General features: G+C 60.3%; 20 protein-coding genes. 11 read left to right on the top strand and 9 right to left on the bottom strand.

Features of this window, described 5'->3' with window-relative positions:
- Positions 1-19: 19 nt before the first annotated feature.
- Together H4P12_RS05390 and H4P12_RS05385 are read right to left on the bottom strand one after the other, a co-directional pair.
- Positions 20-199: a hypothetical protein gene (locus H4P12_RS05390; protein ID WP_187792597.1), complete on the bottom strand. Its 180-nt coding sequence runs from the start codon at positions 197-199 to the stop codon at positions 20-22.
- A 4-nt stretch (positions 200-203) separates the two neighbouring features.
- A complete protein-coding gene (locus H4P12_RS05385) occupies positions 204-1,595 on the bottom strand; it encodes a phosphohexomutase domain-containing protein (protein WP_187792596.1) in 1,392 nt (463 codons plus the stop codon).
- A gap of 210 nt (positions 1,596-1,805) precedes the next feature.
- Here H4P12_RS05385 and arfB point away from each other — a divergent pair, with 210 nt between their 5' ends.
- From arfB to H4P12_RS05370, 3 genes are read left to right on the top strand one after another with little or no spacing between them, the layout of a single operon-like run.
- Entirely contained in the window at positions 1,806-2,228 is a 423-nt protein-coding gene (gene arfB, locus H4P12_RS05380) for an alternative ribosome rescue aminoacyl-tRNA hydrolase ArfB (protein WP_187792595.1), read from the top strand.
- Positions 2,229-2,245: 17 nt separating this feature from the next.
- Complete coding sequence (locus tag H4P12_RS05375) at positions 2,246-2,737, top strand: NUDIX hydrolase (RefSeq protein WP_343069769.1); 492 nt, start codon at positions 2,246-2,248, stop codon at positions 2,735-2,737.
- Positions 2,738-2,760: 23 nt separating this feature from the next.
- Positions 2,761-4,197 carry an inorganic phosphate transporter gene (locus H4P12_RS05370; RefSeq protein ID WP_187792593.1) on the top strand — a complete coding sequence of 479 codons (1,437 nt, stop codon included), beginning with the start codon at positions 2,761-2,763 and terminating at the stop codon, positions 4,195-4,197.
- Positions 4,198-4,207: 10 nt separating this feature from the next.
- On the opposite strand, the gene pncB is transcribed toward H4P12_RS05370, so the two are convergent.
- A complete protein-coding gene (gene pncB / locus H4P12_RS05365; protein ID WP_187792592.1) occupies positions 4,208-5,500 on the bottom strand; it encodes a nicotinate phosphoribosyltransferase in 1,293 nt (430 codons plus the stop codon).
- A gap of 6 nt (positions 5,501-5,506) precedes the next feature.
- The gene (gene pncA, locus H4P12_RS05360) at positions 5,507-6,103 is read right to left on the bottom strand and encodes a bifunctional nicotinamidase/pyrazinamidase (RefSeq protein WP_187792591.1); all 597 of its coding nucleotides are present in this window, start codon (positions 6,101-6,103) and stop codon (positions 5,507-5,509) included.
- 172 nt (positions 6,104-6,275) lie between these two features.
- Here pncA and H4P12_RS05355 point away from each other — a divergent pair, with 172 nt between their 5' ends.
- The 4 genes from H4P12_RS05355 to trhO all read left to right on the top strand — a co-directional run bounded on the left by H4P12_RS05355 (position 6,276) and on the right by trhO (position 9,292).
- On the top strand, positions 6,276-7,790 hold the full coding sequence (locus H4P12_RS05355) for an SLC13 family permease (RefSeq protein WP_223115721.1): 1,515 nt from the start codon (positions 6,276-6,278) through the stop codon (positions 7,788-7,790).
- A complete protein-coding gene (locus H4P12_RS18995) occupies positions 7,730-7,867 on the top strand; it encodes a hypothetical protein (protein WP_343069792.1) in 138 nt (45 codons plus the stop codon). Before H4P12_RS05355 ends, H4P12_RS18995 begins: the two co-directional genes overlap by 61 nt.
- Before the next feature lie 62 nt (positions 7,868-7,929).
- A complete protein-coding gene (locus H4P12_RS05350) occupies positions 7,930-8,343 on the top strand; it encodes a VOC family protein (protein WP_187792590.1) in 414 nt (137 codons plus the stop codon).
- A gap of 58 nt (positions 8,344-8,401) precedes the next feature.
- Positions 8,402-9,292, top strand: coding sequence for an oxygen-dependent tRNA uridine(34) hydroxylase TrhO (gene trhO, locus H4P12_RS05345; RefSeq protein WP_187793314.1), 891 nt, complete (start codon positions 8,402-8,404; stop codon positions 9,290-9,292).
- Positions 9,293-9,310: 18 nt separating this feature from the next.
- On the opposite strand, the gene H4P12_RS05340 is transcribed toward trhO, so the two are convergent.
- Positions 9,311-11,590: an NADP-dependent malic enzyme gene (locus H4P12_RS05340; RefSeq protein WP_187792589.1), complete on the bottom strand. Its 2,280-nt coding sequence runs from the start codon at positions 11,588-11,590 to the stop codon at positions 9,311-9,313.
- 228 nt (positions 11,591-11,818) lie between these two features.
- Here H4P12_RS05340 and H4P12_RS05335 point away from each other — a divergent pair, with 228 nt between their 5' ends.
- Positions 11,819-12,814 carry a purine-nucleoside phosphorylase gene (locus H4P12_RS05335; protein WP_246448966.1) on the top strand — a complete coding sequence of 332 codons (996 nt, stop codon included), beginning with the start codon at positions 11,819-11,821 and terminating at the stop codon, positions 12,812-12,814.
- Positions 12,811-13,638, top strand: coding sequence for an aminoglycoside phosphotransferase family protein (locus tag H4P12_RS05330; RefSeq protein WP_343069768.1), 828 nt, complete (start codon positions 12,811-12,813; stop codon positions 13,636-13,638). The genes H4P12_RS05335 and H4P12_RS05330 overlap by 4 nt, the downstream gene beginning before the upstream one ends.
- Here H4P12_RS05330 and H4P12_RS05325 read toward each other — a convergent pair.
- Positions 13,635-14,360 carry an Ntn hydrolase family protein gene (locus H4P12_RS05325; RefSeq protein WP_187792587.1) on the bottom strand — a complete coding sequence of 242 codons (726 nt, stop codon included), beginning with the start codon at positions 14,358-14,360 and terminating at the stop codon, positions 13,635-13,637. The two genes, H4P12_RS05330 and H4P12_RS05325, sit on opposite strands and share 4 nt — an antisense overlap.
- Positions 14,361-14,542: 182 nt before the next feature.
- Between H4P12_RS05325 and H4P12_RS05320 the strand changes: the two genes are divergently transcribed.
- Both H4P12_RS05320 and H4P12_RS05315 read left to right on the top strand, forming a co-directional pair.
- Positions 14,543-16,534 (top strand): bifunctional 2',3'-cyclic-nucleotide 2'-phosphodiesterase/3'-nucleotidase, encoded by a 1,992-nt coding sequence (locus H4P12_RS05320; protein ID WP_187792586.1) that lies wholly within the window; start codon positions 14,543-14,545, stop codon positions 16,532-16,534.
- A 13-nt stretch (positions 16,535-16,547) separates the two neighbouring features.
- Positions 16,548-17,291 carry a class I SAM-dependent methyltransferase gene (locus H4P12_RS05315; protein ID WP_187792585.1) on the top strand — a complete coding sequence of 248 codons (744 nt, stop codon included), beginning with the start codon at positions 16,548-16,550 and terminating at the stop codon, positions 17,289-17,291.
- 53 nt (positions 17,292-17,344) lie between these two features.
- On the opposite strand, the gene H4P12_RS05310 is transcribed toward H4P12_RS05315, so the two are convergent.
- The 3 genes from H4P12_RS05310 to H4P12_RS05300 are packed head-to-tail and all read right to left on the bottom strand — an operon-like array spanning position 17,345 to position 20,568.
- Positions 17,345-18,181, bottom strand: a complete 837-nt coding sequence (locus H4P12_RS05310) for a transglutaminase family protein (RefSeq protein ID WP_187792584.1) — start codon at positions 18,179-18,181, stop codon at positions 17,345-17,347.
- 3 nt (positions 18,182-18,184) lie between these two features.
- Positions 18,185-19,141, bottom strand: a complete 957-nt coding sequence (locus H4P12_RS05305) for an alpha-E domain-containing protein (protein ID WP_187792583.1) — start codon at positions 19,139-19,141, stop codon at positions 18,185-18,187.
- A 14-nt stretch (positions 19,142-19,155) separates the two neighbouring features.
- Complete coding sequence (locus tag H4P12_RS05300) at positions 19,156-20,568, bottom strand: circularly permuted type 2 ATP-grasp protein (RefSeq protein WP_187793312.1); 1,413 nt, start codon at positions 20,566-20,568, stop codon at positions 19,156-19,158.
- Between the last annotated feature and the right edge of the window lie 366 nt (positions 20,569-20,934).

Below are 20,934 nucleotides of genomic sequence, written 5' to 3'. Positions count from 1 at the left end.
GATCAATTTGAAGGTGGGGCTAGAATCCAGGTGTGTCATTGTCAGGCTCACGCGCCGGACATGGAATTTCTTCATAGTCACCGTGCGGGATAACGACGGGCGCACCGTTGTCGTTAACAATGGCGGAGCCATCAGGGTTGATCGTCACATCTTCAAAGATTCTGCCATCGCCTTTTCGTACAATGCAAATTCGGGTCATGAATCTATCCTTTCAATAAATTGGCCAGTTCGGTCTGTTTCTCTTGAACCAGCGCCGCGTCACCTTCGGATTCCACGTTCAGGCGCACCAGCGGCTCGGTATTCGACTTGCGCAGGTTGAAGCGCCAGTTGCTGAAGCGAAGTGACACTCCGTCCAGATCATCCCGGCTGTCGGCCTGTCCCTCATATCTGCCGATCACCCGCGCAATAGCGGCGTCCGGGTCGTCGATGACATAGTTCTTTTCGCCCGAGGACGGGTAAAGCCGGATCCGCTCGGACAGCAGCTCGGCCAGGGTCTTTCCTTTGCGCGACAATAGCTCGACCATCAGCAGCCACGGGATCATGCCGCTGTCGCAGAAATAGAAGTCGCGGAAATAGTGGTGGGCCGACATCTCGCCGCCATAAATCGCGCCGGAATCGCGCATCTTGCGTTTGATGAAGGCGTGGCCGGTTTTGCTGACCACCGCCTCGCCGCCTGCTTCGGCGATCATGGCACGCGTGTTCAGCACGACGCGGGGATCGTGGACGATCTTTTCCCCCGGCGACTTCTCAAGGAAGGCGGCGGCCAGCAGGCCGACGATATATTCGCCGGGGATAAACCGGCCGTTTTCATCAAAGAAAAAGCAGCGGTCGAAATCACCATCCCAGGCGATGCCCAGATCGGCGTTTTCCGCTTTGACCTTGGCGGCGGTTGGCGGCTGGTTTTCATCCAGCAACGGGTTTGGGATGCCATTGGGAAAACGGGAATCGACCTCGTGATGCATGCGCAGAAATTCCAGTGGCGCACCGCGGGCCAGTAATTCCCGGGCAATCGCGTCAAAGGTGGGCCCGGCGGTCCCGTTGCCTGCATTGACCACGATCTTCATCGGGTGCAATGCGCCGATATCGACGAAATCGACCATGGCCTTGGCATAATCGGCGCGTGCGCCGCTGAAATCGATCACATCGCCCTTTTTCGCGACCGGTGCGAAATTGCCGGACTGTGCAAGGTCAATAATGGGCGGAATTTCAGTGGCGGGGTCCAGCGGGGCCGACCCTTTGCCCACGATCTTCATGCCATTGTAATTGATCGGGTTATGGGATGCCGTCACCTCGATCCCGCCATCCGTATTCTGACGCCCGGTGTGGAAATAGACTTCCTCTGTTCCCGCAAGCCCAAGATCCAGAACATCAGCGCCACCATCGGTCAGCCCGCGGATCAACGCATTGGCCAGTTGGGGCGAACTTTCGCGGCTGTCGCGGCCAACCACGACGCGCCGGGCCTGACGAATCTGCGCAAAGGCGCGACCGATCCGATAGGCGATGTCGGGGTCAAGATCCTTGTCCAACTCTCCGCGAACGTCATAGGCCTTGAAACAGGTAATGTCGCGGTAGCCCAGCTGATCACTTGTGTTCATCAGCACGTTCCTTTCTGCGCAAATTTTATCGCAGCGCTATCAATTCGCCCGGAAAATACAACCTTGTCTGTGCCGGCAGGGGCGCGGTCGGCAAGATTGCGAACGGCTTTTCCAGATTGTGCGTTTGCTTTCGTGTTTTTTCGGACGAAATTTATGTGTTGTTAAACGAATTTACTTTATTTGAGCGCGAAACGGCCCATATTTTGTAGAATGTTATATATTACTGACGAAATCGCTATCGAGGAGTGGGAACTTTCCGAACAATTCACCCGCGCGCAAGGGCCGGGTGGGCAGAATGTGAACAAGGTCGCGACAGCCGTAGAACTGCGGTTCGAGGCCGAGCGTTCGCCAAATCTGTCAGAGCCGGTAAAGCGCCGTCTGCAGCGGCTTGCGGGGCGGCGCTGGACGGGTGATGGGGCGATCATCATTCTGTCGCAGGAAACCCGCAGTCAGGCGCGCAATCGCGAACTTGCGCGGGAAAGACTGGCGGAACTAATTCGTCGGGCAACCGTTGCCCCCAAGCGACGGATCGCCACGCGCCCGACATTGGGCAGCCAGCGCCGCAGGCTAAAAGCAAAAACGATACGCGGTGAGGTGAAGGCAGGCAGAGGCAGAGTGGACGCCGAGGAATGAAGGCAGTTTTCAGATTTATGAGTTTGTTGTTGGGACGCCGCCCTGTGTCGATGCAGGTTGCGGCGCTGTGTCTTGATGGGGACACGGGCAAGGTTCTGCTGATTACCAGCCGTGGGACGGGCCGTTGGGTTATTCCCAAGGGCTGGCCGATGGCGGGGCGAACCTTGGCCCGCGCGGCCGAACAGGAGGCATGGGAAGAGGCTGGCGTCAGGGGGCAGATCAATCATGCCGAGCTTGGCCGTTACAGCTATGACAAGGATCAGGACAGCGGATTTTCCGTTCCCGTGGAAGTGCGGGTCTTTGTGCTGAACGTATCGTCGCTGGCCGAAACCTTCCCCGAGGATGATCAGCGCAACCGGCAATGGTTTTCACCTGTCGAGGCCGCGCAACGTGTGCGCGAACCCGGCCTGAAACAAATTCTGCTTGGCCTGTCGCGCGGTCAAAGCCCCGATGCGAATATCACCTCTGCGACGGTCAATCGGCATCGGGTCAGTGGCTCGACGGCCTGAATGATCGTAGGTTTGCATCGGCCATGGTAAACAGACGGCGCAGTTATCATACGCTGGACAAGGATCTTGGACGGATCACGCATACCGAGGTTGCGCAGGCCCATGCCTTTCGTCCGATAAGGTGGCTTGGTCTGGCGGTGCTGGTCTTTGTCATCATCCTGATCCTGTTCATCCCGCTGACGGGATATGAGACGCGGCATACCGCGCTTGGTGCCGGGCTGATCGTTGCCGCGTGGCTTGGAATTTCAATCGGCTCCAACGATGTGGCGAACTCGCTTGGTCCGGCGGTCGGTGCCGGAGCAATCCGGATGCTGCCGGGATTGTTGTTGGTTGCGGTGGCGCAGATCGCCGGTGCGGCCCTGGCAGGCGGCAGCGTGACCGAGCGGTTGGCAAGCGACATTTTTGACCCGAACCTGCTGGCATCCGGCGCGCGCGCGCAATTCGTCATGCTGTCGGCGCTGCTGGCGGCGGCGGTCTGGATCACCATGGCGACAGGAATCGGGCTGCCTGTATCAACCTCTCACTCGATCGTGGGGGGCATCGCCGGGGCAGGGCTGGCGGCGCTTGGCTTTGGCGCGATCCATTGGGGAACGCTGTCGCTGATCGCGGTGGCCTGGGTCATCACGCCCTTTGTGTCGGGCGCGATTGCGGGGGCAATCCTGATATTCCTGCGCCGCCGGGTGCTGGAGGCCGAGGATAAGGGCAGGGCCGCCCGCATTTGGCTGCCGGTGATGGTCGGCGTGATGACCGGGGCCTTTACCGCCTATCTGGCTCTGTTGGCGCGGCCATATATGCACGGTGCGATGGCGGTTCCCATGGGCATCGTGGCCGCTCTTGTCGGCGGATGGATCACATCGAACAGATTGCGCGATGAACTGGACATCATCGGTGGCAAGATCAGCACGAAAAAGATCCTGCGCCCCGCTTTGGTCATGTCCGCCGTGATGCTGGGCTTTGCGCATGGCGCGAATGATGTCGCCAATGTCGCCGGGCCGTTTTCGGTGATCCTGAACAACGCCACGTCGGAACATCTTGTCACGGTGCCGCTGGTCGCGCTTTTGGGTGCGGGCGTCACAATCGGGCTGGGCACGGTGCTGTTCGGGCGTCGTCTGGTTGAAATGGTCGGCAGCGGGATTACCAAACTGAATGCGGGCCGTGCCTTTTGCGTATCCCTTGCGACGGCGGGAACGGTTCTGCTGGCCACATGGTTCGGCTTGCCGGTGTCAACGACCCATGTGGCGATTGGCGGCATTTTCGGTGTGGGCTTTACCCGCGAATGGCTGGACCGCAAGCGGGCGCAGGATCGCGACGCCATGCCGGCGGATGAAACCCGCCGCAGGATCCTGATCCGGCGCAGCCACGTGACCACGATCACCGCGGCATGGCTGGTGACGGTGCCCGCGACGGCACTGATCGGGATGGCGATTTGCGTGCTTATTCTGGCGCTGACCGGGGTTTAGGCCCCCGCAGTCAGACGATGACTTCCCGCTCGATCTGTTGGCCGATGTCGAAGACATGTTTGTAGCGTTCAACCTCATCCGCCGGACCTGTGGCCTTGCCAGGATTGTCCGACAGTTTGACCGTCGGCCGACCGTTTGCCGCGACCGCCTTGCAGACCAGACTGAACGGCGCCAACCCGTTATCGGGCACCAGATCACGGAAATCATTTGTCAGCAGCGTGCCCCAGCCAAAGCTGACTTTCACCCGTCCATGGAACTGGTTGTAAAGCGACACGATATTCTCCACATCCAGCCCGTCCGAGAAGATGATCAGCTTCTGACGCGGATCTTCACCCCGGTCCTGCCACCATTTGATCGCGATTTCCGCGTATTCGGCCGGATCACCGCTGTCGATGCGGATGCCGGTCCAGCCCGCCAGCCAATCGGGGGCATGTTTCAGAAAGCCCTTGGTGCCATAGGTGTCGGGCAGGATGATCCGCAGATTGCCGTCATGTTCTTCGTGCCAGTCGGCCAGAACCTCATACGGCGCTTGCCGCAATTCCTGATCGCTGTCGGCCAGCGCGGCATAGACCATCGGCAATTCATGGGCGTTGGTGCCAATCGCCTCGATGTCGCGACGCATGGCGATCAGACAGTTCGAGGTGCCTGTAAACCGATCCCCCAAACCCTCCATCATCGCCTGCACGCACCAGTCCTGCCACAGAAAGCTGTGGCGGCGACGGGTGCCGAAATCCGCGATCAGCAGATCCGGCAGCTTGCGCAGGGCTTCGATCTTTTCCCAAAGGCGGGTCATCGCGCGGGCATACAGAACCTGCAATTCGAACCGGCCCATATCCTTCAGCACGGCACGGGATCGCAGCTCCATCAGGATCGCCAGCGCCGGAATTTCCCACAGCATGACTTCGGGCCATTTGCCCTCGAAGGTCAGTTCATACTGGCCGTCGCGCTTTTCAAGCTGATAGGCGGGCAGGCGAAGCCCCTCCAGAAACTCCATGAAATCCGGCCGGAACATCTGGCGCTTGCCGTAAAAGGTGTTGCCGCGCAGCCATGTGCTTTCACCGCGGGTCAGGGACAGGCCGCGGACATGGTCCAGCTGTTCGCGCAGCTCGCCCTCGTCGATCAGATCGGCCAGGCGAATATTTTTTGACCGATTGATCAGGCTGAAGGTGACATTGGTATCGGGCCGGTTCCGGAACACCGACTGGCACATCAGCAGTTTATAGAAATCGGTGTCGATCAGCGACCGCACGATCGGGTCGATCTTCCATTTGTGATTATAGACGCGCGTGGCGATATCGACCATTTACGATTACTCCAGATTGACACCGGCGGCGCGCATGTCGGTGCGGGCACGGTCGCGGCTGCCATCAAGGTCGATGGCGCGGGTTGCGCCTTCGATCACGGTTGCGGTGAAGCCTTGCCGGGCTGCGTCGATCGCGCTCCAAGCGACGCAGAAATCATGGGCAAGACCGACAAAGCTCAGGTCATTCAGGCCGCGTTCGCGCAGATAACCAGCAAGCCCGGTCGGCGTTTCGTGGTCATTCTCGAAAAAGGCCGAATAGCTGTCGACCTGCGGGCGAAAGCCTTTGCGGATCACCATATCGGCGCGCGACAGATCAAGCCCGGCGTGGAAATCTGCTCCCGTGCTGTCGATCACGCAATGCGCGGGCCACAGAACCTGCGGGCCATAGGGCATGTCGATCACGCTGAACGGAACCGCACCGGGGTGATTGTCTGCGAAGCTGGCGTGATCCGCCGGATGCCAATCCTGCGTCAGGACGACCGCATCGAACTGGCCCATCAGCGCATTGATGGGCTGAACGATCTCATCCCCGCCCGCCACGGCCAAGGCGCCGCCGGGGCAGAAATCGTTCTGCATGTCGATCACGATCAGTGCGCGGTTCATGCCTGACTCCGTAACAGGTTCACAATGGGTAGAAATTGCGCGGGCCGGGGTCAATGCCTGTGGCGACCGAATATTGCCAATTCGTCTTTGGGTAGTGGCGCTTAACCCCAAGGGAAGTTAGCGTAGCAACACTGTATCAGCTATAAGCAAATTCATCGCGGGGAGGAACGGCATGAGTTTGAATGATGATTTTCATCAACAAGGAGAGTTGGCCGAGGAGGAACTGAACAGGTCCGCGCGCACAATCTGGGGCTTTCGGGCCCTGGGTCTGATCATGGCCTTGCTGGTCTGGCTGCTTCTGGGCGGATCAGAGGGGCTGTCATCTGACGCGCGCTTCGTGGCGGCGGTTGGAACCTTGATGGCGATCTGGTGGATGACCGAGGCGATTCCGCTGTCTGCCACGTCGCTTTTACCGATCGTGCTGTTGCCTGCCTTCACCGCCCGCACCGTGTCCGAGGCGACCGCCCCTTATGCCAGTTCCATCGTCTTTCTGTTTCTGGGCGGTTTTCTGATCGCCATTGCGATGGAGAAGTGGAACCTGCATCGCCGCATCGCGCTGCTGACGCTGCATCGCGTCGGTGTGCAGCCAAAGCGCATCATTCTGGGGATGATGCTGTCGACGGGTTTTCTGTCAATGTGGGTGTCGAATACGGCCACCACGCTGATGATGCTGCCCATCGGCCTGTCGATCCTGACGCTGGTGATCGAACGCAGCCATCACACCGATCAGGGTGCCGAGGCGGGCGACCAGATCGGCGCAGTCGGCACCATCAGCCAGATTGTCGAAGACCCCAATATCCGAAAATTCGGGATTTGCCTTGTGCTTTCGATTGCATGGTCCGCCACCATCGGCGGTCTTGGCACATTGCTGGGCAGCCCGCCCAATGCCATCGTTGCGGGCTATGTCGCGGATGAGCTGGGCCGAGAGATTGGCTTTCTGCAATGGATGATGATCGGCCTGCCACTGGCGCTGGTCTTTATCCTGATCGCGTGGTTCCTGCTGGTGAACCTGCTGTTTCGGTTTGACCTGAACGAAGTTCCGGGCGGCCAGCAAATGATCGAGGATGAAATCGCCGCCCTTGGCCCTGTCAGTCAGGGTGAACGGATGGTGATGATCGTCTTTGCCTCGGCCGCGTTCCTGTGGGTCGTGCCCGGATTGTTGACCAGCCTGACCGGGATGAACCTTGGGGTGTTCAGTAATCTTGACGATACCGCCATCGCGATTGCGGCAGGGATCTTCCTGTTCATCCTGCCGGGCAAGGGCAAGACCAAGATGGTTTTGGACTGGAAAGACGCCGAAGAAGGTCTGCCTTGGGGCGTGCTGCTGCTGTTCGGTGGCGGTCTCAGTCTTGCCGGTGCGGTCGCGGCCAGCGGTCTGGACCAGTGGTTCGGCCAGCAGGTGCAGGGTTTGGGTGCGCTGACGCCGATCCTTCTGGTCGCCGCGGTGACGACCATCATCCTGTTCCTGACCGAGATCACGTCGAACACCGCCACCGCCGCGACCTTCATCCCGATCCTTGGGGGTGTTGCGGTTGGTATCGGCGCCGATCCGATGGCGCTGCTGATCCCGGCGGCATTTGCGCGACCTGCGCTTTCATGCTGCCGGTTGGCACGCCGCCGAATGCCATCGTCTTCGGCACCGGCGCCGTCACCATCGGGCAAATGGCACGGGGCGGTTTTGTGCTGAACCTTGTTGGCATCGTGCTGATCACGATGTTCATCTATCTGCTTGGTGGCATCGCGCTTGGCATTACCTTCGGGTGACGAACCCGGCCCCTGCGGCGCTGGCGTCGCAGGGGCTTCCTTTATTGACAAAAGAGCCCCCCATGCTGACCCCGTTTCACCTTGCCTATAACGTCCGCGATCTGGATACGACGCGACAGTTCTATGGCGCCATCCTTGGCTGCACCGAGGGGCGATCGACCGACACATGGGTGGATTACGATTTCTTCGGCCATCAAATCTCGCTGCATCTGGGCGAGCCTTTTGAGACGCGGGCGACGGGCAAGGTTGGCGATCACCTTGTGCCCATGCCCCATCTGGGCGTCGTCCTGACCCTGCAGGATTGGAAGGCACTGGCTGACCGCCTGCGACAGCACGATGTCCAGTTCGTCATTCCGCCAAGCCTGCGCTTTCAGGGCGAACCGGGTGAGCAGGCGACGATGTTCTTCCGTGATCCATCCGGAAACCCGATCGAGGTAAAGGGATTTGCCGACATGGATAGGATTTTTGCGTCCTAAGGCGGCGAAATGCAGGCATAACTGGACATATCCCGCGCATCGCCGTATGCGCCTGCGCATGCTGACAGTCGCCGCCCTTTATCATTTCACCCGATTCCCCGATCCCGATGCCTTGCGCGGTCCGCTGGCCAAGGTCGCCTGCGCCCATGGTGTGCGCGGCACGCTGTTGCTGGCGCGTGAAGGGATCAATGGCACGATCGCCGGAACCCGTCAGGGGATCGACGCCGTGCTGGCCCATATCCGTTCATTGCCGGGATGCGCCGATCTGGACTGGAAGGAAAGCAGCGCCGAGACGATGCCCTTTGGCAAGATGAAGGTCCGCCTGAAGCAGGAAATCGTCACCATGGGGCAGCCCGACGTGGACCCGACAGCCTCGGTCGGGCATTACGTCGATGCGCGGGATTGGAATGACCTGATCAGCGCCCCTGATGTTGCCGTCATCGACACCCGCAACGATTACGAGGTCGAGATCGGCACCTTTGACGGCGCCATTGATCCCGGCACCCGCAGTTTCCGCGACTTCCCGGCCTGGTGGCAGGACAACAAGGATCGTTTTCACAACAAGCGGATCGCGATGTTCTGCACCGGCGGGATCCGCTGCGAAAAATCGACGAACTATCTGCTGTCCCAAGGGGTCGAGGATGTCTTTCACCTGAAAGGCGGCATCCTGAAATATCTTGAGGACGTGCCAGAGCAAGACAGCAAATGGCAGGGAGAATGCTTCGTCTTTGACAAGCGCGTCAGCCTTGGACACGGGTTGAAGCAGGGCAGCCATGATCTGTGCCACGCCTGCCGCCGTCCGCTGTCAGATACCGACAAGCAGCGCCCGGAATATGAACTGGGCGTCAGCTGCCACCGCTGCATGGGCGAATACTCTGACGCCGACCGCGCCCGCTTCCGCGACAGGCAGAAGCAGGTCGACCGCGGGGAATTGTTCGGTGAAGGATAAGGGCGCTGTCCCGCGCCCCTACTTCACCTGCCCCAATCCACCCGCCGCAATTGCCGCCATGTTCAGAATGTCGTTCACGGTCGAGGTGGTCGAACAGATCTGGATCGCCTGCGGCACGCCGGTCAGGATCGGGCCGATCACCGTCGCCCCCGCCATTTCCTGCATCAACTTGACCGAGATCGAGGCCGAATGCCGCGCCGGGACGACCAGCACATTCGCCGGACCGGTCAGGCGGCTGAACGGATAGCGTGCGGCGGAGTCCATGTTCAACGCAACGTCCACGGTCATTTCGCCTTCATATTCGAAATCGACGCCGCGTTTATCCAGCACCTTGGGCGCCTCGGCCATCTTGATCGCACGTTCACTCAGCGGATAGCCGAAGTTTGAAAACGACAGGAATGCCACACGCGGCTCCAGCCCCAGACCACGAGCGACCTGAGCGCCGCGCATGGCGATATCGGCCAGATCCTCGGCCTCGGGCCATTCATGGACCAGCGTGTCGCCGATCAGGACGATCTTGCCCCGGTGCAAAACGGCGGTGACGCCAACGGCACCATCTTGCGGCCGCAGGTCAAAGACCTTGCCCATTTCGGACAGCACATGCGCGCTTTTGCGGGTCGCGCCGGTGACAAGCCCGTCGCCATGCCCATGGGCCAGCATCAGGGCGGCAAAGACGTGGCGGTCGCGATTGGCCGAACGCTCGGCATCTTCGCGGTCGACTCCCTGACGTTGCAGGCGCGAATAAAGGAACTGGTGATAGGCGTCCATATGACGCGAATTGGCCGCGTTCACGACCATCAACTCTCGGACGGCATCGGTAAGGCCTGCGGATTCCAGCTTTTCCTTAACGTCGCTTTCGCGGCCGACGACGATGGCTTGCCCCATGCCCTGACGCTGCCACGCCACGGCGGCGCGCAGGATGCGGGGATCATCGCCTTCGGCAAAGATCATCCGCGCTTGCTTTTGCTTTGCTCGCGCATGGATGCTGCGCAGGATCGCTGCGGTCGGGTCCATGCGGTTGCGCAAAGATTGGGTATAGGCGGCCATATCCTCGATCGGCCTGCGGGCGACGCCGGTCTCCATCCCGGCCCTGGCGACGGCGGGCGGCACGACGTGGATCAGGCGCGGATCGAACGGCGTCGGGATGATGTAGTCACGCCCGAATTGCAGCTTGCGGCCATAGGCGGCGGCAACCTCGTCCGGCACGTCCTCGCGCGCCAGTTTTGCCAGCGCCTCGGCGCAGGCGATCTTCATCTCGTCGTTGATGGCGCGGGCATGTACGTCCAGCGCGCCCCGGAACAGATAGGGGAAGCCAAGGACATTGTTCACCTGATTGGGATAGTCGCTGCGTCCGGTGGCCACGATGGCATCGGGCCGGACGGCATGGGCATCCTCGGGGGTGATTTCAGGATCGGGGTTGGCCATGGCGAAAATGACCGGATTATCGGCCATTCCCATCACCATATCCTGCGTCACTGCGCCCTTGGCCGACACGCCAAGGAAAACGTCGCAGCCCTTCATCGCCTCTTCCAATGTGCGCAGATCGGTTTTCACCGCATGGGCCGATTTCCACTGGTTCATGCCTTCGGTGCGGCCCTGATAGATCACGCCCTTGGTGTCGCACATGATGCAATTGTCATGCTGCGCCCCCATGGATTTCAGCAGTTCCAGACAGGCGATGCCCGCAGCACCTGCACCGTTCAGGACGATCTTCACGTCCTCGATTTTCTTGCCGGACAGTTCCAGCGCGTTCAGCAGGCCAGCGGCGCAAATCACCGCCGTGCCGTGCTGGTCGTCATGAAAGACCGGAATGTCCATCATCTCTTTCAGGCGCTGTTCGATGATGAAACATTCGGGCGCCTTGATATCTTCCAGGTTGATCCCGCCGAATGTCGGGCCCATCAGGCGGACCGCGTTGATGAATTCATCGGCGTCTTCGGTGTCCAGTTCAATATCGATGGCGTTCAGATCGGCAAAGCGTTTGAACAGGACGGCCTTGCCCTCCATCACCGGCTTGGAGGCCAGCGCCCCCAGATTGCCCAGCCCAAGAATCGCCGTCCCGTTCGAGATGACCGCGACCATGTTCCCCTTGGTCGTATAGTCGTAAGCCGCTTCGGGATGTTCGGCGATCACCTGCACCGGCACCGCCACGCCGGGCGAATAGGCCAGCGACAGGTCGCGCTGCGTGGTCATGGATTTCGAGGCGACGATATCGTATTTCCCCGGACGCGGCTCTTTATGATAGGCCAGCGCCTCTTCGGGCGTGACGCGTGCGCCGCGGCGTGTCTTGTCGTTCATCGAAACCCCTCCCTGAATCCCATAAGCATATGTTTAACCCGTCGGTGCCATTGGCCTCAACGGGCTTTCGTGGATATGTTTTTGCAGCTTTGTTTGAAGCTGTCCGATATCAGGATTGATGAGCACGGGGCGTGACGCCGCCCGCCGGATCGCCTAATGTGCAAGACGGCCCGTTTTTATGTGCTTGTCGGGGCCCTATCCTCAACATTCATGGAAATCACACTGGCCATGCGTATCCTTCGGACTGCCTTGCTGCTTCTTCTTGCCGCGACTGCGCCTGCTTTTGCCCAACCGGAACCGATCAAGGTCAAGGTTTTCATCGCCTCGATGTTCGAGATAGGCGAAAATACCGGCGACCGCGCGGGTGAGTTTCAGTATTGGTTCGATGACTATTGGAAGGACGCCACCCCGATCGAGGTTCGGGGTGCCACGCATCCGGTATTCTGCAACGATGATGGGGTGTGCGGTGCGGTTCTGGGGATGGGCAAGGTCGCATCGTCCTCGTCCATGATGGCGATCCTGCTGAACCCGGCCTTTGACTTTTCGCAAAGCTATTATCTGCTGACGGGCGTTGCTGGAACGCCGCCATCGCGTGGCACCATCGGGTCGGTGTTCTGGGGATCGTGGTTGATCGACTATGACCTTGGCCATCGCTGGGCCGAGGGCGAGGTGCCCGCAGGCGATCCGCTGTTCATGCCGCGCAAGGGGTATGAAGATGTACGCCTGTTCCAGCTGAACCCGGCCCTGACCGCGCGCGCCTTTGCGATCAGCCGCGATGTGCCGCTGGCTGATTCCGACAGCGCCCAAACCTATCGTCAACGTTATCCCGATGCGGTTGCCAAGGGCGCACCCGTTGTCGGCACCGGCACGCATATGACGGGGGACACGTTCTTTCATGGTCCCGGCCTGTCCGCCGAGGCCCAATATATCGCCGATCTGTATCAGGCAGATGATTACGTGATCACGGAAATGGAGGCCGCCGCCCTTGCGCAGGTGATCGGTCGTCTGCACGGCACCGATCGGATCATGAGTTTGCGTGGCGCGGTGAACTTCGATCAGGGCAACCCGGATGAATCCACGCTGGCGCATCTGGACCCCAAGCCGGGCGAAACCGCAGGCGGATTTGATGAAACACTGCAGAATATCCATGCGGTTGGCGCGGTTGTCGTGACCGATATCGTGACGAACTGGAATCAGTGGCAGTCAGGCGTGCCCGCGCAGTGACGTTTCCCGCGATGTTTCACGCCCATCTGCTGCGTTGGAACCTGACACCTGACGGCGATCCGATCGCGACCCATGCAGCGAACCTGTTGCCTGTCCTTTCGGACGGGCGTCCGGCGATGCTGAAGATCGCGCATGAAGAGGAGGAGCGGCAGGGTGGGGCCTTGCTGGCATGGTGGGACGGGCAGGGCGCGGCGCGCGTCTATGCCCGTGACGCCGACGCCTTGCTGATGGAACGCGCCCTGGACGGCCGCAATCTGGCGGACATGGCCCGAAACGGACAGGATGATGAGGCCAGCCGGATTCTGTGCGCGACGGCGGATCAGCTGCACCGCCCGCGCAACAAGCCGGCCCCCGATCTGACCCCGCTGACGGTCTGGTTTCGCGAATTGCAGCCCGCCGCGGAAAGATATGGCGGAATCCTTGTCCGTAGCCATCAGGTTGCCCGTGAATTGCTGGCTGACCAGCACCAGATCACGCCGCTGCATGGCGATCTGCACCATGACAACGTGCTGGATTTCGGCGCGCGCGGCTGGCTGGCGATCGATCCCAAGCACATCATCGGGGAACGGACTTTCGATTTCGCGAATATCTTCACCAATCCCGATCTGAGTGATCCATCGCGCCCGGTCGCCACGCTGCCGGGTGTCTTTGCCCACCGCCTGAGCGTGGTCAGCGATGCAGCCCGATTGCAGCCTGAACGATTGTTGCGATGGATCCTGGCCTGGACCGGGCTATCGGCCGCCTGGTATCTTGGCGACGACGATCCCGATGCCGCCATCGATCTGCATATCGCCGAACTGGCGGCGGTAGAACTGGATCGCTAGATCGTCACCTTGACGAAACTCTCGCGCAGGGCTGCGGACCATGCCGCGCTCATTTCCATGAAATCGGGATCGCCTTCCAGAATCCGACGCTGCGCTGTGACAGTGCAGGCGTCCTTTTCGATGATCGTCAGATCCAGCGGCATCCCGACCGACAGGTTGGATCGCAGCGTCGAATCCATCGACAGCAACACCGCCTTTTGCGCATCTGCAAGCGATGTTGCGGGCGTCACCACGCGGTCAAGGATCGGCTTGCCGTATTTATGCTCACCAATTTGCAGATAGGGCGTGTCGTCCGTCGCCTCGATGAAATTGCCCTCGGGATAGATCAGGAACATCCGCATATCCCCGCCCTTGCGCTGCCCGGCAACGATCATGCTGGCCGACGCTTGCTGGTTGAAGTCGCGCATCTGGCCCACAATCTCGCGTCGTGTATTCGACAGGGTGTGGCCGATGATGCTGGCAACCTGCAACATCGTCGGCGCCTTCATGACAGAGGTGGTTTCGTCAGCCATGTCATCGTTCACGGCCTCATCCAGACGCGCCAGCGTGGTCTGCGTCACCGACAGGGAACCGGCGGTCATGATCGCCACGACACGCTCGCCGGGTTCCTGAAACAGGAACATCTTGCGATAGGTTGCAATGTTGTCCAGACCCGCATTGGTGCGCGTATCCGACAACAGCACAAAACCCGCGTTCAATTTCAATCCGACACAATAGGTCATCGGGAATCCCGTAAAAAACTGCGTGCAACCTAAGCATCGCGTCTGGTTGCCGCAATCAATCCTTTTCGGCAGGAATGATAGCATCTTTGCTTGCGGCAATTCCATCGCGTGATGAGTTGATCAGGGGTCGCAATCAGTCCACGATAGGGGCATGATCCGTCCAGATCATGAAGGAGAGATGGATGGGCCCGCTGTTTTCGATCACGCGTCGAGGGATCTTGCAGGCGGGTGCCGCCGGTTTGGGGCTGGCCATGCTGCACCCGTTTGCGGCGCGGGCACAGGCCGGGCAGGCGCATCTGCGGATCATGGAAACGACCGATCTGCACGTGCATATCTGGCCCTATGACTACTATGCCGACAAACCCGTCGATACTGTCGGCCTTGCCCGCACCGCCGCGCTGATCAAGGCAATCCGGGCCGAGGCCGGAAATTCGATCCTGCTGGATAATGGTGATTTCCTGCAAGGCAACCCGATGGGCGACTACATCGCCTACGAACGTGGCATGGCCAATGGACAGATGCACCCGGTCATCACCGCCATGAACGCGGTCGGCGTTGACGGCGGCACGCTGGGCAACCACGAATTCAACTATGGGCTGGAATTTCTGAAACACACGCTGGCGGGAGCCGCATTCCCGCTGGTCTGTGCCAATGTCGTGACGCGTGAAGGGGCAACGCCCGATCAGGATGAAACCCTGATCCCGCCCTATCTGGTTCTGGATCGCGAATTGACCGATGGCGCGGGGGACACGCATCCGATCCGCATTGGCATCATCGGCTTCGTTCCGCCCCAGATCACGCAATGGGACCGCAAGCATCTGGAAGGGCAGGCCACCGCCCGGGACATCGTTCAGGCCGCGCAGGCATGGGTGCCCAAGCTGCGGGCGGAAGGTGTCGATCTGGTTGTGGCGCTGTGCCATTCAGGGATCGGGGCCGCAACGCATGAGCCCGGCATGGAAAACGCCGCCATTCCGCTGGCCGGCGTCGACGGGATCGACGTGATCCTGACCGGTCATGCGCATCTGGTCTTTCCCGGACCTGATTTCGACGGCACCGAAGGCGTCGATAACGCGGCCGGCACGATCGGCGGCAAGCCCGGCGTGATGGCGGGGTTCTGGGGCTCTCATATGGGGTTGATCGACCTGCTGCTGGAGCGGCAGGGCGATCGCTGGACAGTCCTCAACCATACATCCGAGGCACGCCCGATCTATGAACGCGATGCGGATCGCAATGTGATCCCGCTGGTCGAAAGCGTGGCGGCGGTTCAGGAGAGTGTGGGGGCCGAACATGAAGCCACGCTGGAATATGTCCGCCGTCCCGTCGGCAAGACCTCGGCCCCGCTTTACAGCTATTTCGCGCTGGTGGCCGATGACCCCTCGGTCCAGATCGTGTCGAACGCGCAGAAATGGTATATCGCCCAGATGATGCAAGGTACGGCCTATGCCGAACTGCCGATCCTGTCGGCGGCAGCACCGTTCAAGGCCGGGGGGCGCGGTGGTCCGGACTATTACACCGACGTACCGGCAGGCGATATCGCCATCAAGAACGTCGCCGACCTTTATCTGTATCCCAACACGATCCGGGCGGTGAAAATCACAGGCGCGCAGGTCAAGGACTGGCTGGAACGCAGCGCCGGTGCGTTCAACCAGATCACGCCGGGGCAGGCCGATCAGATGCTCCTGAACCCCGATTTCCCCAGCTATAATTACGATGTGATCGACGGGGTGACCTATCGCATCGACCTGTCGCAACCATCACGGTTCGACAAGGACGGTGCGGTTGCGGCACCCGATGCGAACCGGATCGTGGACCTGCAATTCAACGGCCAGCCCATCGACCCGGCGGCGGAATTCATCGTCGCGACCAACAATTACCGGGCCGAAGGGGGCGGGTCTTTCCCCGGCAACGATGGCAGCACGATCGTGTTCGAAGGGCCGGACACCAATCGCGATGTGATCGTGCGCTATATCATCGAACAGGGAACGATTGACCCCGAAGCGGATGCCAACTGGTCGTTTCAGCCGCTGGATGGGGCGACCGCGCTGTTTGACAGCGGTCCTGCCGGGGTGGTCTATGTGGACCAGATCAAGGGCCCGCAGATCGAAGCGATTGGCCATGCGGATGGCAGTTTCGCCGGCGATGACGGCTTTGCCCGATATCGCCTGATGCTGTAAGGGGCGGGCAGAGATGACGAACTGGTTTGATCGAAACGGCAGGGCCTATGCCCGGTTTCGTCCCGACTACCCGCCCGATCTGTCGGATTGGCTGGCGCAAATCGCGCCATCCACCAGACAGGCGGTGGATGTCGGCTGTGGCAGCGGTCAACTGACCGCACAGCTGGCACGGCATTTCGCGGGCGTAATCGGGCTGGACCCAAGCGGCGATCAGATCGAAAACGCAACCTCTCATCCCCGGATCGGCTATATCTGTTCATCAGCCGAGGCATTGCCGGTCGCAGATCACAGCACGGATCTGATCACAGCCGCGCAAGCCGCCCATTGGTTCGACCGTCCCGCCTTCTACGCCGAGGCGCGCCGGATCGCCGCCCCCAATGCCGTTATCGCCCTGATCAGTTATGGCGTTCTGCAGATCGACGATCCCGAACTGGCGCAGCGCTTTGCCCGGTTTTATCGCGATGACATCGGCCCCTTCTGGCCGCCGGAACGTAAACTGGTCGATGAAGGCTATGCCGGAATTGATTTCCCCTTTGCTGAAATACCCACACCCGACCTGTCCATCAGGCTGACATGGCGGTTAGCGGATGTCATGGGCTACCTGGCCACATGGTCGGCCGTCAGGCGCGCGATCGAGGCCGATCAGCAATTGGTTCTGGACAGCTTCGCTGCCGAATTTTCGGCGCTCTGGGGCGATCCCGAACAGGCACGACAGGTCGCGTGGCCGATCAAAATGCGGGTCGGCCATGTGATCTAGCGACAGGTCATTGCGGCGTTTGACGGTGAAAAACAGCACCTCGTTTCCCCTCGTCACGTCTGCGACTGGCTTTGCGCCTGAAACTTCTCGATTTCTTCAACCCGCACCGCGACATCCATTTCCTCGGCGCTTTGTCCGGCGGCGATGCCGCGGATGGGCGCCGCGTCAGACGCATCCAGCCCCGAACCAAGCCGGACATAGCGTTCATCCGGGCAGCAGCGATTGGCGGCATCGAACCCGATCCAGCCAAGACCGTCCACATGGATTTCCGCCCAGGCATGGGCCGCATCATGAGGCTCACCATCCTCGGTGCTGTGCAGATAGCCTGACACATAGCGTGCGGGCAGATCGCGAAGACGGGCAACGGCGATCAGCACCTGCGCATGATCCTGACACACACCCTGACCCAGTTTCAGCGCATCGGCTGCGGTGGTGGCCGCTTCCGTCACGCCGGGAGTATAGGCAATCTTGTCGGTCACCAGCGCCGAAAGCTGATGCGACAGATCCAGCTGGTCGCGTTCGCCCGTGACATGTTGCGCCAGTTCCCGCAAAGCCGCATCGGGTTTTGTGGCGGGGGTGCTGCGCAGATAGGCCAACGGATTGATCTGTTCACGATAACCGCGCAGCACGCCTGCCGTATCGCGGGTTTCGACCCTGCCGGTCACGGTGATGACAACCTGATCCGCCGGGCCGCGAACGGTCCAGCCTTCGATCCAGTCGCCCGCGCCATCGCGGAAGCTGGGGCCTTTGATTCCATCAGCCACGTCGATCTGCCAGTCATGCGTTTTCTGCCCCTCGAACAGCGAAGGGGTCAGGCGCAGGCTTTGCACGATGTTCCGGATCGGATGGTCATAGCGATAGACGGTTTGATGTGTAATCCGCAGTTTCATTGGTCACGACCCTCCCAACAGATAGTCTTCGTGAACAAGGGTCGAGATCGCGCCAATTTCACCGATGAACCACGACAGAAATTCGTGCAGTCCTTCGTCAAAAATCATGTCGATATCGCGCGATTGCAGGCTGGCCAAACTTTCGCGCGCCTTGTCGCGGGCCGAGGTGGGCACCGCATCGCCATAGCGTCGCGCCAACCCCTCCAGATTCCAGACGGATTCGTAAAGCGACGTCAGCAGCGAACGCGGGCTTTCCCCGTTCAGGATCAGGAAATCAGCCACCTGACCTGCCGTGATGTCGCCGCCATAGGCCCAGTGATAGGACCGGTGCGCCGACAGCGACCGCAGGATAACCTGCCATTGATAGGTATCCAGACCAGAGCCGACAAATTCGATCCGGGGCAGCAGCACGTAATATTTCACATCCAACAATCGCGCGGTTGCGTCGGCGCGTTCCAGGCCATAGCCAAGGTTCATGAAATGCCAGCCATCGTTGCGCAACTGAGTCGCGTTGATGGCGCCGCGCACGGTCGAGGTGCTGGCGGTCGTGAAATCGGTCAATGCGGCGGCATCCAGTTTGGACCGCTGCTTCCGCTCCATCTTGCGCAGTTCCTGGTAGGTCATGTTCAGCGCGTCCCAGACCTGACTGGTCAGCGCCGTGCGCACGATGCGGCCGCTTTCGCGGGCCTTTTCCAGGCAGGCCGCGACCGAGGATGGGTTGTCCCGGTCGAAAAAGATAAACTCCTGAATGTTTTCTTCAGTGCTGTCGCCGTATTTTTCGGCGAACAGATCGGCCGTTCCTGAGGCTTGCAGAAGCGAATTCCATTCGTTCTGATAGCCTGCCTCGGTGTTCGGCATCAGTGTGATCCGCTGTCCGACATCCAGCAGACGTGCTGCGGTATCGGCGCGTTCCAGATGTCGGCCCATCCAGAAGAGGTTTGCGGCTGTCCGGCTTAGCATGGCTGTCCCCTTCCTTATTCCGACAAGACCCAGGTGTCCTTGACACCCCCGCCCTGCGACGAGTTGACGACAAGGCTGCCTTCCTTTAACGCAACGCGCGTCAACCCGCCCGGCACCAGTTCGATCCGGTCGCCACACAGGCAATAGGGCCGCAGATCCACATGGCGGGGCGCGATCCCTTCTTCGACAAAGGTCGGCGTCGTGGACAGCGCCAGCGTCGGTTGGGCGATGTAATTGGACGGATTGGCCTCGACTTTCTTGCGGAAGGTCTCGATTTCTTCCTTGGTCGATTTCGGTCCGACCAGCATCCCGTAGCCGCCTGATCCGTGAACCTCTTTCACGACCAGATCGGGCAGGTTCGCCATGACGTGCTTGTAGTCGTCATCCTTCCACAACGTCCAGGTCTGGACGTTGTTCAGGATCGGTTTTTCACCAAGGTAGAAACGGATCATTTCCGGCACAAAGGTATAGATCGCCTTGTCATCCGCCACGCCCGCGCCCGGTGCCGAACAGATCGACACCCCGCCCGAACGATAGACATCCATCAACCCCGGCACGCCCAGCATCGAATCCGTGCGGAAGCACAACGGGTCAAGGAACGGATCGTCGATGCGGCGATAGATCACGTCCACGCGCTTTGGCCCCTGCGTCGTGCGCATATAGACAAATTCGCCATCGACGAACAAATCCTGGCCTTCGACCAGCTCTACCCCCATCAGGTTGGCAAGGAAGCTGTGTTCGTAATAGGCGCTGTTGAAATGGCCCGGTGTCAGGATCACACAGGTCGGGCGATCCTTGCATTTCGGTGGCGCGACCGATTCCAGCGTGCGGCGCAACAGTTCCGGGTATTGGTCCACCGGCTCGATCCGGTTCTGGCGGAACAGTTGCGGGAACATCCGCATCATGATTTCACGGTTTTCCAGCATGTAGCTGACACCGGACGGCGTGCGGCAGTTGTCCTCCAGCACGAAAAATTCGTCCTTGCCCGTGCGGACAAGGTCAATGCCGATGATATGGCTGTAAACGCCACGCGGGGGCACGACGCCCACGACCGCCTTCTCATAGGCCTCGTTCTGATACACCAGACGCGCGGGAATACGCCCGGCGCGGATGATTTCGCCCCGGCCATAAACGTCGCGCAGAAAGGCGTTCAATGCACGGGCACGCTGCTTGATGCCACGTTCCAGCTTGCGCCATTCGGTCTGGTCAAAGACGCGGGGCATCATGTCAAAAGGAATTAAACGGTCAGGGTCGCCGCCTTCGCCATAGACGGCAAAGGTAATGCCGATCCGCCGAAACAATTCTTCGGCCTCGGCCTGCTTCATCTGCCGGAAATCCGCCGGCATCGTCTCGACCCACTCACTCAGGCGCGCATAGGGTTCGCGCACCTTATCGCCGGAATACATCTCGTTGTAATAGTCCATCATCCCCTCAACATGGACGGCACCGCCTATCTGCATCAACGCCAATGATTGAGGCGCGATCTGGTGAAGTCCACAGGGGAAGCACCGGAAATGCACGAAAGTTCCGCAGCTCTGGGCGGCAATCACGATGAGTCGGACCCACAAAAGCCATAATTGCCAAAGAAACGGGCGCTTATCCTGCCCAGCGGACGGTCGGGCATCTGCGGGGTGGCCGCGTAAAACTGGCTACGATTCTCAACGGGGGTAAATGATCTTGATCAGGGTAAATGAACCGTTGCCGGCGACAGGTTCCGAGTCAGTCGGCGCTCAGATCGCTAGAATTTTTCGCGATTTTCTGTTGCGATCCGGGTCTGCGCTTACCGACTGGAA

The organism is Paracoccus amoyensis (assembly GCF_014490725.1).
GTDB lineage: Bacteria > Pseudomonadota > Alphaproteobacteria > Rhodobacterales > Rhodobacteraceae > Paracoccus > Paracoccus amoyensis.
The sequence above is the reverse complement of the archived record's forward strand: the minus strand, read 5'-3'. Positions and strand labels throughout refer to the sequence as shown.

Coding starts and splice junctions, on each gene's coding strand:
- H4P12_RS05390 (WP_187792597.1), bottom strand. CDS start 199: ATGACCCGAATTTGCATTGTACGAAAAGGCGATGGCAGAATCTTTGAA.
- H4P12_RS05385 (WP_187792596.1), bottom strand. CDS start 1,595: ATGAACACAAGTGATCAGCTGGGCTACCGCGACATTACCTGTTTCAAG.
- arfB (WP_187792595.1), top strand. CDS start 1,806: ATGTTATATATTACTGACGAAATCGCTATCGAGGAGTGGGAACTTTCC.
- H4P12_RS05375 (WP_343069769.1), top strand. CDS start 2,246: ATGAGTTTGTTGTTGGGACGCCGCCCTGTGTCGATGCAGGTTGCGGCG.
- H4P12_RS05370 (WP_187792593.1), top strand. CDS start 2,761: ATGGTAAACAGACGGCGCAGTTATCATACGCTGGACAAGGATCTTGGA.
- pncB (WP_187792592.1), bottom strand. CDS start 5,500: ATGGTCGATATCGCCACGCGCGTCTATAATCACAAATGGAAGATCGAC.
- pncA (WP_187792591.1), bottom strand. CDS start 6,103: ATGAACCGCGCACTGATCGTGATCGACATGCAGAACGATTTCTGCCCC.
- H4P12_RS05355 (WP_223115721.1), top strand. CDS start 6,276: ATGAGTTTGAATGATGATTTTCATCAACAAGGAGAGTTGGCCGAGGAG.
- H4P12_RS05350 (WP_187792590.1), top strand. CDS start 7,930: ATGCTGACCCCGTTTCACCTTGCCTATAACGTCCGCGATCTGGATACG.
- trhO (WP_187793314.1), top strand. CDS start 8,402: ATGCTGACAGTCGCCGCCCTTTATCATTTCACCCGATTCCCCGATCCC.
- H4P12_RS05340 (WP_187792589.1), bottom strand. CDS start 11,590: ATGAACGACAAGACACGCCGCGGCGCACGCGTCACGCCCGAAGAGGCG.
- H4P12_RS05335 (WP_246448966.1), top strand. CDS start 11,819: ATGCGTATCCTTCGGACTGCCTTGCTGCTTCTTCTTGCCGCGACTGCG.
- H4P12_RS05325 (WP_187792587.1), bottom strand. CDS start 14,360: ATGACCTATTGTGTCGGATTGAAATTGAACGCGGGTTTTGTGCTGTTG.
- H4P12_RS05320 (WP_187792586.1), top strand. CDS start 14,543: ATGGGCCCGCTGTTTTCGATCACGCGTCGAGGGATCTTGCAGGCGGGT.
- H4P12_RS05315 (WP_187792585.1), top strand. CDS start 16,548: ATGACGAACTGGTTTGATCGAAACGGCAGGGCCTATGCCCGGTTTCGT.
- H4P12_RS05310 (WP_187792584.1), bottom strand. CDS start 18,181: ATGAAACTGCGGATTACACATCAAACCGTCTATCGCTATGACCATCCG.
- H4P12_RS05305 (WP_187792583.1), bottom strand. CDS start 19,141: ATGCTAAGCCGGACAGCCGCAAACCTCTTCTGGATGGGCCGACATCTG.
- H4P12_RS05300 (WP_187793312.1), bottom strand. CDS start 20,568: ATGATGGACTATTACAACGAGATGTATTCCGGCGATAAGGTGCGCGAA.